The organism is Cohnella cellulosilytica (assembly GCF_042431195.1).
In the GTDB taxonomy this organism is placed as follows: Bacteria; Bacillota; Bacilli; order Paenibacillales; family Paenibacillaceae; genus Cohnella; species Cohnella cellulosilytica.
Map to the genome: position 1 here is coordinate 1 of NZ_JBHMDN010000076.1, position 11,089 is coordinate 11,089.

An 11,089-nucleotide genomic window follows, 5' to 3' on the forward strand; every position below is an offset into this window, starting at 1 on the left:
CAGCAAGCACGTCAAAAAACGCCTCCTGTCCCACATGAACTCGCAAAATTACCGAGTGGGAGAGAAGGCGTTGTGTTTAGCCACAGTTAATCGACGGCTTCTGCTGGACCGTTAAAAGCGGTCGGCGGCCCGGATTGGCTTGCGTAACGGCCTGCTGGACCGTTAAAAGCGCTCATGCGCTCGAATTGGCTTGCGTAACGGTCTGTCGGACCGTTAAAAGCGCTCATGCGCTCGAATTGGCCTGTGTAACGGCCCGCTGGACCGTTAAAAGCGGTCATCCGCTCGGATTGGCGTGTGTAACGGCCTGTCGGACCGTTAAAAGCGGTCGGCGGTCCGGATTGGCCTGCGTAACGGCCTGCCGGACCGTTACAAGCGGTCATGCGCTTGAATTGGCCTGCGTAACGGCCTGCTGGACCGTTAAAAGCGGTCATCCGCCAAGTACGCCTGCGTCACACGCCTTATTCCCCCTCTTCCAGCGACGATACGGGGAACATCCAGTTATCTATAGCGACAAATATGCAGGCCATCCTTCTCGGGATGGCCTGTTTTGTCTTGCGGCCGAGGCTTGCGGCAAAACCATTTATTTTCGGAACGAAGTCGAGGCCATCTGTGCTAGAATGGTGGGGAAACCGCATACATGAGGGGGAGACGGATGAGGATCGGCCGGTTCAGACTTCCGACGCGTTGGCGCAGCGTCCGCCTGCCTTACAAGCTGGTGCTTGTTTATATGCCGCTTATATTGCTTCCCGCGCTTGCGGGTATTTATTATTTGACCGAAAGCTATACGTCCTCCTCGAAGGCCAAAGCCGCCGAATACGCCACCGACCTGCTCGGCCTGATGGAGCAGAAAATCGACGACCGGATGAGAAGCTACGAGCAGCTCAGCAAGCAGATTATGACGGACGGCGAGCTGCTGAAGCTGGCGAAGACGGAGCCCGAGTCGGCTTACGACAGGTTCAAGGTGGAGAGCGCGATCAACGAGAAGCTGAACGTGCTTTGGCTGGGCGCGGACCAGAACAGCTACATCCGCTCGATCAAGATCGAGACGCCCAGCGCTGTCTATACGTACGGCAAAAACGCCATCGACGAATACGACGTGAGCAATCCGGCGTATCGGTCGGCCGTCGGAGTGATGAAGGGAGGAGCCAGATGGTTCGCGCCGCAGACGTTCGACGACGGCTATACGAAATTCCGGGCATTCCGGTTAGGCCGGGCGATCCGCGACGAGAAGCTGAACGAGCTGGGCACGCTGACGCTTGTCATTCGCGATGAAGCCGTCGGCGATATTTTTCGGCAGATGAAGTTTCAGGAGGATACGGCGCTTAAGCTGCTGGACGAAAACGGCGAGCCGCTCGTCGACAACGAGGTGTCGATCGACGACGTGAAGGCCAGCCGTCTGCTCAGCTTCGCCGACGACCGGCTGGGCAACGGCTGGACGCTGGCGGTGCAGATGCGGCTGGATCGGCTGTACGAGCCGATCTATTCTACGGTGCGGCAGGCGCTGTTTATTTTGTTCGGCTGTATTTTGCTCGGTCTTGTCGTCACGCATCTGCTCGCGCTCGATCTGGTCATCCCGATTCGCCGACTGACGATGAACATGAAGATGGGCATCAAGGGCGTGCGCCCGGGCAAGCTGAAGCGGTTCGGCGGAGCGGTGGAAATCGTGGAGATGAACGATACGTTCATCTCGATCATGTACGAGATCGAGCAGCTGATCGACGAGGTGGCCAAACAGGAGAAGAAAAAGAAGGACGCCGAAATTCGCGTGCTGCAAAACCAATTGTCGCCGCATTTTCTGTACAACACTTTAAATTCGATTCGCTGGATGGCGATGATTCAGCGGCAGGACAACATCAAGGAGATGGTCGACGCCTTAAACGCCCTGCTCACCTACGCGCTGCGCGGGTCGGGCGATCCGGTGCCGCTGGCGGACGAAATCGCGATTTTGCGCAATTATGTCGCGATTCAGAAGGTGCGCTACCAGCATTTCGAGTTCGCGACCGACGTTCCGGCCGAGCTGGAGCGGGTCGAGGTGCTGAAATTTCTGCTGCAGCCGCTGATCGAAAATGCGCTGATTCACGGCTTGGCGCCGTCCGAGCATCCCGGAGAAATTATCGTGTCCGCCGTATCGGAAGGCGACCATCTGCTCGTAACGGTTGCGGACAACGGAGTCGGCATGAACGAGGAGACGACAGATCGGCTCGTGAGCGGCCTCTCGGCTTCTCCGACCGACAGGCTCGGCGTGCGCAGCGTTCATGAGAGAATCCAGCTTCATTACGGAACGAATTACGGCCTGTCGATGCGCAGCGAGCCGGGCGTCGGCACGTCGGTAACAGTTAAAGTGCCTTTGCGGCCGATCGCATCGGCGGAGGAGAAGGGGGAGCGCTCGCATGCGTAAAGTGATGATTGTCGACGACGAGGCGCTCGTACGGATCGGCCTGCAGTCGATCATCGATTGGGAGAGCCGCGGCTACCGCATCGCCGGAGTATTCAAAAACGGGGAGGAAGCGCTGCGCGCGGCGGAGGAAGAGAAGTTCGACATCGTGCTGACCGACATTCGCATGCCGGGCATGGACGGCTTTGCGCTGATTCGCGAGCTGAAACGGCTCGATCCGGGACTTCGTTTTATCATTTTGAGCAGCTACAGCGATTTCGAATATACCCGTCAGGCGATTCAGGCCGGCGTCAACGATTATATTTCCAAATACGAGATGGAGCCCGAGGAACTGCTGCGCGTTCTCGATGCGCTGTCCGTAAAGGGCGAAAGAGCGGGAGCGCCGGAGACAACCGGCTTGGCAAGCTCGCTGGACGACGAGAGAGCCGTCTGGCTGGCACGGACGACAGAGACTCCGGACACCCGCCTATCGGAGCATTGCCCCGCCTTGCTGGAACGGCTGAGCAGATGGGGCGGCGCGGCGCGCTGGATTGTGCTGACGCCGCTGCCGAGAGCGTCGGGCTATTCCCGGACGGAGCGCAAGGCGATGGCGCTGCAGACGGAGGAGATTTTCTCCCGGCTGGACGGGCTGGAATACTTCGGGGAGCAGGACGGTCATCTGCACGGCGCCTGCGCGCTGCGGGAAGGCGAGACGGACGACGCGATTCGGCTGCGGCAGATTGCCGAGGAGCTTACGGCGGCATGGGCGAAAAATCTGAACGTGGCGCTGGTCGTCGGAGCAGGGAGCGCCATGCCGTTCGAGCGGCTGGGACGGTCGAGGAAGGAATCGGAGCTCGCCGTCCAGATGTGCTTTTACGATGGCGCGGGCATCTACTTCGGCGAGCATGTCGTCTTGCGGGAAATGGCCGAGCAGGAGCGGCTGGAGCTGTACAGACAGGCGAAAAACAAAATCGACTTTCTGCATTTCGAGCAGCTGGGAGACGAAATTCGCCGCCGCATCGCCGATCCTTCCGTTCGTCTGCTTCCGGTCGAATGGCAGCGGGTCGGCGAGATGATCGCGACCCATCTGATGAACCTGATGGTCGAGCGCTACGAGTCGGACCCGGAGAGCCTGCGCGATCGCTTCGGCGCCGCTTGGCCGCTGAATGAAGCGTTCCGCCAGCTCGGCACGCGGACGGAGTTTGTCCGCCAGGTGCAGGAGCTGCTGGAGCGGGCGCGGGAGGCGGCGTCATCGCTGCAGGCGAGCCGGGGCTGGGTCGCCAAGGCGAAGGCGTTCGTGGAGAGCCGTTACGGCGAGCCGCTGCGGCTCGAAGACGCCGCCGAGCATGTCAGCTTCAGTCCGAGCCATTTCAGCCAGCGTTTTCGCCAGGAGACGGGAGAAGCGTTCTCCGACTACCTGACGCGCGTCCGCATTCGCGAGGCGATTCGGCTGTACAACGAGACGGAGCTTTCCACGGAGGAGATTGCCGCCCGCGTCGGCTATTTGAACGCCAATTATTTCATCAAGGTGTTCAAACGCACGACGGGCCAGACGGTCAAACAGTTCAAACGGCGAGGTTGACCCTGTAAAAAGGAATCTGCATCGTAAAATATGGAACATGATCCGGAGGACGTCCGCGTTCTCCGGTCGAGATGGAACGTTCTCGCTCGATTGCTGCATGGAGCAGGTGGGTGCAATCGCTTACACTTTAGAAAGATCGCGATCATGCCTACATTTCTACGAAAATCGGAGGGGTTTCATTTGAAGAGAAACAGACTCGTTACCGCGCTCGCGCTGCTTGCCATGACCGGCGCGGTGCTGCAGGGGTGCGGCGGCAAGGACAACGGAAACGACGCTTCGAGCCCGTCGGCCAGCCCTTCCGCAAGCTCCGGGAGCAGCGCTCCCGCGGAGAGCTCGCCAGCTTCCCAAGAGGAGAACGTCACGCTGAAGGTATGGGGAGACCTCGGCAACCAGGCCGTGCTGGAGGAACCGTTCAAGAAGATCAATGCCGCCTTCGCGGCCAAGTATCCGAACATCAAGCTGGAATACGACTTCGCGCAAAACGATCAAAGCTTAAACGTCGCGCTGCAGGCCAACGAGCTTCCCGACCTGTTCTGGGTTCAGGGAGACAAGACGGCGAAGATGGGGGAAATGGTCAAAAACGGCTTCCTGATGGATCTGACGTCTTACAATCTCGACATGTCCCGCTACTCCGAATCCGAAAAAACCTATTGTACGGTAGACGGCAAAATCTACTGCTCGCTGCCTTCGTTCTTCGATACGAACGTCGTGTACTACAACAAGGATCTGTACGAGAAAAACGGACTGCAGGCTCCGACGACGTGGGACGAATTCGTTCAAGGCTTGGAGACTTTGAAGGCGGCGGGCGTTACGCCGATTACGCTTGCCGGGAAGAGCGAATGGGATCGCGCCTGGCCGATCTTCGCCTTCGCGCCGGCCTTCTCCAACGAGGCGCTTAAGGCGGCGCAGGCCGGACAAGGCAAGCTGACCGATCCGACCGTCGCCGAATCGCTGCAGGCGTTCCGCGATTTCGTCGACAAGGGCTATTTCGGCAAGGATTTTCTGGCGCAGGACTACGCGGCCGCGCAATTCGCGTTCACGAACGGCAAAGCGGCGGCGATCATCGACGGCACGTGGGCCAACGCGACTTACGTCGATTCCGGCATGAATCTGGGACGCTTCTCGATTCCGAACAAGGAAGGCAAGAAGGTCGTGCAGTCCAGCTACAGCAACTTTATGACGTATGCGGTATCCTCCAAGTCGGCGCATCCCGATCAGGCGGTCAAGTACATCGAGTTCCTGAATTCGCTCGAGGCGCAGCAAATTTTGGAGGATGCGGTAGGCCTTGTGCCGACGCTTAAGGACATTACGCCGAAGGACGAAGGCGTCAAGGAGCTGGCGGTATTCGACGAAGCGGGCGTCAACATCTACAGTGTGCTGACCGCGCTGTCCTCGCAGGAATCCAACGCGGCCGACGTCTTCATGAAGGACGTCATTCCGAAGCTGATGACGTCTGCGATTACCGGAGCCGAGGGCGCGGACATTCTCGACAAGGCGGCCACTTACCCGGCGCAGTAAAAATGAAGACATCATCCGGATCAAGGGGCTGTCCCGGTAGATAGAAGCTTGGGATGATCGATAGACAAAGAAGGGGAATGTACCTCCCCGGAGACTGCCTCATACGCTCCTGAAATCACTTTGCAACGGGTTTGCCTATTCAAATTTCAGGAGCGTATAGCATCGGAGGGAGGTACATCCCCCTGTCCCCTTGTTCATCGATTATCTTGCCAAGAAGCTTTGTAAGGTATGGGACAGCCCCTTTGCCGCGGGCAGAGAGGGTGTTACGGTTGACTTGGTTTAGAAAACGGCCATTTCTGTGGTTTATTTTGCCGGGCTTCGCGCTGTACAGCTTGTTTACCGTCTATCCGATCTTCTCGGCGTTCCAGATCAGCTTGAACAAGTGGGACGGGATCGGGCCGAAGACGTTCGTCGGCTTCGCCAATTATGCCGAGCTGTTCGGCAACAAAGAGCTGTTCGGGCAGCTGACCGGCGCGTTCCGGCACAGCGTGATTCTGTTTTTGCTCAATGCGCTCGCCGTGCTGCCGGGACAGCTGTACATGGCTTATTTGCTGTACAGCCGAATCAAAGGGCATCGCTTCTTCCAGGCGATGATTTTCTCGCCGCAATTTATCGCCACGCCCGTTATCGTGTTTATGGGCACACTCATTTTCGACGGGAACATCGGCGTCTTTAACAAGCTGCTCGAAGCGGTCGGCCTGGGCGAATGGACGAGGCCGTGGATCGGACTGCCGGAGTTCGGCATTTATATCGTATGGATTATGGTCGCCTGGTCGGGCATCGGCGTCGGCATGATCTTTTTCCTCGGGGCGATGAAAATGATACCCGTAGAAATGATGGAGGCCGCGCTGCTCGAAGGGGCGTCCTACTGGCGCAGGTTTTTCAGCATCGTGCTGCCGCAGATCAAGACTACGGTGCTGAACATGCTGATTTTGACTTACATTTTCGCGATGACGATGTTCGATTTCAGCTTTATTCTGGGCGGCGTATCGGGCGGCATCAACCGCAGCGTGGACGTCATGGCTCTGTTCTTCTACCGGATCGCCTTCGGCGACAACAGCGCGGTCGGAGGCACGATGAACGTGAACGCGATGGGGATGGGCACGACGATCGCCTGCGTCATGTTCGCCGTCATTTTCGTCGTCGCCGTCGTCCAAGTCGTTCTCACCTATCGCCGAACGGAGGATGGAGCATGAATCTGAAAGCAAACCGAACCTACGTCAGCTCCGCGATTTTGTGGCTGTATTCCTCCTTTACGCTGTTCGTTCTCGGCTATATGACCTATCAGGCGTTCCGTTCGAAAAAGGAGCTGCTGTCGAACACGTTCGGCTTGCCCGACGTGTTTAATTTCGCCAATTTCGGCAAGCTGTTCGCGGAGGCGGGTTTTCACCGTTACTTTTTCAACAGTGTGTTGATTTTGGCCGCAACGCTGGTGATCGTGATCGCGCTGTCGTCGATGGTCGCCTACGGGATCGGCCGGTTCCGGTTCCGTTTCAAGAACGGGCTGCTCGTCTATTTTCTGATTGGCCTCATGTTTCCGGTGCAGCTCGGCATCGTTCCGATTTTCCTGCTCATTCGCGACATGGGACTGATGAATTCGCAGTGGGGCGTCGTGATCGTGCTTGCGTCGGGCTTGTCGATGCCGGTGTTTCTGCTGACGACGTTTTTCGAGAAGCTGCCGGCCGACCTGTACGAATCGGCGAAGATCGACGGGGCCGGGGAATGGACGACGTACCAACGGGTCATGTTCCCGCTGGCGAGCCCGGTCGTGTTCAGCATCTGCATCATTATGTCGGTGCAAATCTGGAACCAGTTTTTCGTTCCGTTGATCATGCTGCAGAGCGAGGCGAAGAAGACGATTCCGCTCATGATCATGAAGTTCACGAACAATCTGATGTACAACATCGATTTGGCGATGGCCGGTTCGGTCATGGCGACGGTGCCGATTCTGATTCTGTTCTTTATTTTCTCCGGCAGAGTGCTGGAGGGTGTCGCTTCGGGCGGGATTAAAGGGTAGAGAGAGGCGTACAGCTTGGGAGGCGGAGAGATGGAAACGTTGAGAGCGCAGCGGCTTCGTGCGGAAAATATGGACGATCCGCTTGGAATAGATGTCGAACGTCCTCGTCTCGGATGGATTGTCGTCTGCGGGCGCAGAGGAGCGGCGCAAGGCGCGTATCGGGTGCTGGTCGCATCCCGTCCGGAGCTGCTGGACGAGGACAAGGGCGACTTGTGGGACAGCGGCGTTGTGGCGAGCGCGGCGACGCAGCAGGTGGAGTACGAAGGCCGGGAGCTTGTCTCGGAGCAGCGGGCGTACTGGAAGGTGCGGGCTTGGGACGAACATGGCGTTGAGGGGCCTTGGAGTGAGACCGCCTGCTGGTCGATGGGGCTGCTGAGCCGGGACGAATGGAACGGCGTGTGGATCGGATGGAAAAAGGACGTCAAGCCGACAAAGGAAGCGCCCAAGCCAAACGTATACTTGCGGAAGGGCTTTGGCGTGCGGGCAGGCGTGCGCCGGGCGACGGTCTATGCGACGGCGCTTGGCCTGTACCGCCTGTGGCTGAACGGGGAGCGCGTCGGACGGGACGTGTTCTCGCCGGAATGGACCGATTACCATGTTCGCGTTCAGTATCAAACGTACGACGTCACCCGCTTGCTGAGGGAAGGGGATAACGCCGCGGGCGTTCTGCTCGGGCAGGGCTGGTACTCCGGCTATATCGGCATGTTCGGGTATCAGAAATACGGCATGGACCCGGCTTATCTGATGCAGCTCAGCATCGAGTACGAGGACGGCACGCGGGAAAAGGTGACGACCGACGGCTCATGGACGGCGTCGCTCGGCCCGGTCGTTTCCTCGGATTTGCAGATGGGGGAGACGATCGACGCGCGGCTGGAGATGCCGGGCTGGAACGCACCGGGATTCGCGACGGAGGCGATCTGGAGCCCGGCCGACGTCATGTACGATTATCGCGGCTGGATCGTCGCGCAGATGTCGCGGCCGATCCGGGAGACGGGGGAACGGGCGCCGCACAGCCTGCGCTGGACGCCCGACGGCCGCGTGCTGCTCGACTTCGGGCAAAACCTGGCGGGCTGGATGCGGGCTTCGTTAAAGGGCGAGGCGGGAACCCGGATCACGTTCCGGTTCGGCGAAGCGCTGGATGCGAATGGAGAGCTGTACACGGAAAACCTGCGCTTCGCTCGTCAGACCGACGTCTACGTATGCCGGGGCGGAGAAGGGGAAAGGTTCGAGCCGACTTTTACGTATCACGGCTTTCGCTATGTGGAGGTGCGCGGGGACGGGCCGTTCGAGCTGGAAGAAGCGGCGGCCGTCGTCGTTCATTCGGAGCTGCCGGAGACGGGTGAGCTGGAAACCTCGCATCCGCTGGTCAACCGGCTGATCGAGAACGTGCGCTGGACGCAGCGGGCGAACTTCATGAGCGTGCCGACGGACTGCCCACAGCGCGACGAGCGGCATGGCTGGACGGGGGACGGGCAGATTTTCTCCGGGACGGCCGCTTATTATATGGACGTTTCGGCCTTCTACGCCAAGTGGCTCGTCGACTTGGAGGACGCGCAGCGGCCGACCGGAGCGTATACGGACTTTGCTCCGTTTATTTTCGGACCGAAGACGGAGTTCGACAACGACTTTACTTACACGCATACGGCTTCGGCCGGATGGGCGGACGCTCCGCTCATCGTGGCCTGGCTGCTGTACGAAACCTACGGAGACCGGCGCGTGCTGCGCAAGCATTACGGTTCGATGAAGCGCTGGGTCGAGTTCAACCGCGCTCAATTCCCGGACGGCATTCGCGATGACGTGCCGCAGTACGGGGACTGGCTGTCCGTAAACGAGCGCCCGTTCGAGGAGCGGATCGCCGAATTCGGCCGCATGGTCAGCCATCATTCCACGACGCCCTACGATATTTTCTCGACGGCTTATATGGCGTACAGCGCCAAGCTGATGGCGGACATCGCCGCAGCGCTGGGCGAGGAGGAGGATCGCCGGACTTACCGGGAGCGGTTCGAACAGATTCGCGGCGCGTTCGCCGATCGATTCGTGGACGAGGAAGGGCGGATCAAAGGGGATACGCAGACGGCCTATGCGATGGCGCTGGAAATGGACCTGCTGCCGGAGCGGCTGCGGGAGGCCGCGGTGACGAGGCTCGTCGGCAAAATTCGCGAGCTGGGAGATATGGCGACGACGGGTTTCCTCGGCACGAAATTTCTGATGGACGCGATTGTGCGGGAAGGGCACGCCGACCTGGCGTTCCGCCTGCTGCTGCGCGAGGCGTATCCGTCCTGGCTGTACTCGGTGCGTCAGGGCGCGACGACGATCTGGGAGCGCTGGGACGGCTGGACGGAGGAGAAGGGGTTTCAGGACCCGGGCATGAATTCGCTGTGCCATTACGCCTTCGGCTCGGTCGGCGAGTGGCTGTTCCGGCACGTCGGCGGCATTGGGCGCGAGGGCGCGGAAGCGGGCTTCGGAGCGCTGCTGATTCGGCCGCGGCCGCTTGGCGAGCTGACATTCGCGCGCTGCCGCTATGACAGCGTGAGCGGACCGGTTGCGACGGAGTGGCGGATCGTAAACGGAGAACTGCTGCTGACGGTGGAGATTCCGGCCAACGCGACGGCTCTTGTCTATGTGCCGTCGGTGGAGGGAACCGAGGTGCTGGAGGGCGATACGCCGGCTCGGCTGGCGGAGGGCGTCGGCGAAGTCGGCCGCGAGGACGGCTGCGCGGTGTTCCGAGTCGGCTCGGGCAAGTTCAGCTTCGTGTCGCTGCTGCCCGCCAGCGCGGAAGCTTGAAGAAGGAAAGACCGCTGTGCGAGGGCGTTCTAGGGCGTGTATGCATACTCCGAGGAAAGCAGATGTTGCCGAATTTTCGTTCCATGCAAGGAACTTTTGTGAAGGCGTACCGGAGGTACGTCAAGCAAAAGTGACGCAGCAGGGGGCGAAAAGGCGGTGATAGATGCTCCTGAGCGGGTTTGCATACACGCCCTAAGTGACGGCTGCCGCGCGGCGGTTTTTTTCTGCGGCTGACCAATTGTGACGTATATGACACTCGTCAGAATATTTTGCCCGAATGGGCTTGCGTAACGACCTGTCAGACCGCTAAAGCGGGTGGTTGCCCGAATGTGCCTGCGTAGCGGCCTCCCAGAAGCCGTCGATTAACTGTGGAAAAGGCATGGTCATTGCGACCGTGCTTTTTCTCCCCCTCACCGCCGCTAACCTTGGTATAATTTCTATATCAAATTGTCCGGGGGGCACATATGCATAACGTCCGTTACAAAACGTTCGATCAACTTTCATTCGCAGATATTCTCGTCTATTCCAAATTGCCGGATCACCCATTCTGGAGCCATGTAGAGAAGAAGATCGATTTCTCTTTTGCAGACAAGCTCTGCTCTGTCTTGTACACTGGCCGCGGTCAGCATCCCTATGCGCCGTCTCTTAAACTTAAAGTCCATCTCATTCAAGCTTATTACGCGATGTCTGATCGCCAAACGGAGGAGAAGATCATCGGCGATCTGTTTATGAAACGCTTCCTGGAGCTGCCTGTTGATTTCTTCGGCTTCGATCACAGCACGATTGGTCTGGACCGCACGCGGATGGGAACTGC

The 11,089-nt window shown here is 59.1% G+C and carries 8 protein-coding genes; 7 read left to right on the forward strand and 1 reads right to left on the reverse strand.

All coding sequences use genetic code 11. The features are described from left to right. Positions 1-86: 86 nt before the first annotated feature. Entirely contained in the window at positions 87-431 is a 345-nt protein-coding gene (locus ACFFT4_RS32330; protein ID WP_378053471.1) for a hypothetical protein, read from the reverse strand. 221 nt (positions 432-652) lie between these two features. On the opposite strand from ACFFT4_RS32330, the gene ACFFT4_RS32335 reads away from it, so the two are divergent. From ACFFT4_RS32335 to ACFFT4_RS32365, 7 genes are all read left to right on the forward strand, one after another. Then, a complete protein-coding gene (locus tag ACFFT4_RS32335) occupies positions 653-2,398 on the forward strand; it encodes a cache domain-containing sensor histidine kinase (RefSeq protein ID WP_378053473.1) in 1,746 nt (581 codons plus the stop codon). Continuing rightward, complete coding sequence (locus ACFFT4_RS32340) at positions 2,391-3,956, forward strand: response regulator (RefSeq protein ID WP_378053475.1); 1,566 nt, start codon at positions 2,391-2,393, stop codon at positions 3,954-3,956. Before ACFFT4_RS32335 ends, ACFFT4_RS32340 begins: the two co-directional genes overlap by 8 nt. 180 nt (positions 3,957-4,136) lie before the next feature. Next, positions 4,137-5,474, forward strand: coding sequence for an ABC transporter substrate-binding protein (locus ACFFT4_RS32345; RefSeq protein ID WP_378053477.1), 1,338 nt, complete (start codon positions 4,137-4,139; stop codon positions 5,472-5,474). A gap of 269 nt (positions 5,475-5,743) precedes the next feature. Further along, positions 5,744-6,670, forward strand: coding sequence for a carbohydrate ABC transporter permease (locus tag ACFFT4_RS32350; protein ID WP_378053479.1), 927 nt, complete (start codon positions 5,744-5,746; stop codon positions 6,668-6,670). Next, complete coding sequence (locus tag ACFFT4_RS32355; protein WP_378053481.1) at positions 6,667-7,491, forward strand: carbohydrate ABC transporter permease; 825 nt, start codon at positions 6,667-6,669, stop codon at positions 7,489-7,491. Before ACFFT4_RS32350 ends, ACFFT4_RS32355 begins: the two co-directional genes overlap by 4 nt. A 30-nt stretch (positions 7,492-7,521) precedes the next feature. Further along, on the forward strand, positions 7,522-10,275 hold the full coding sequence (locus ACFFT4_RS32360; RefSeq protein WP_378053483.1) for an alpha-L-rhamnosidase: 2,754 nt from the start codon (positions 7,522-7,524) through the stop codon (positions 10,273-10,275). Between the two features lie 464 nt (positions 10,276-10,739). Continuing rightward, on the forward strand, positions 10,740-11,089 hold a 350-nt coding region (locus ACFFT4_RS32365), incomplete at its 3' end, for a transposase (RefSeq protein WP_378053485.1).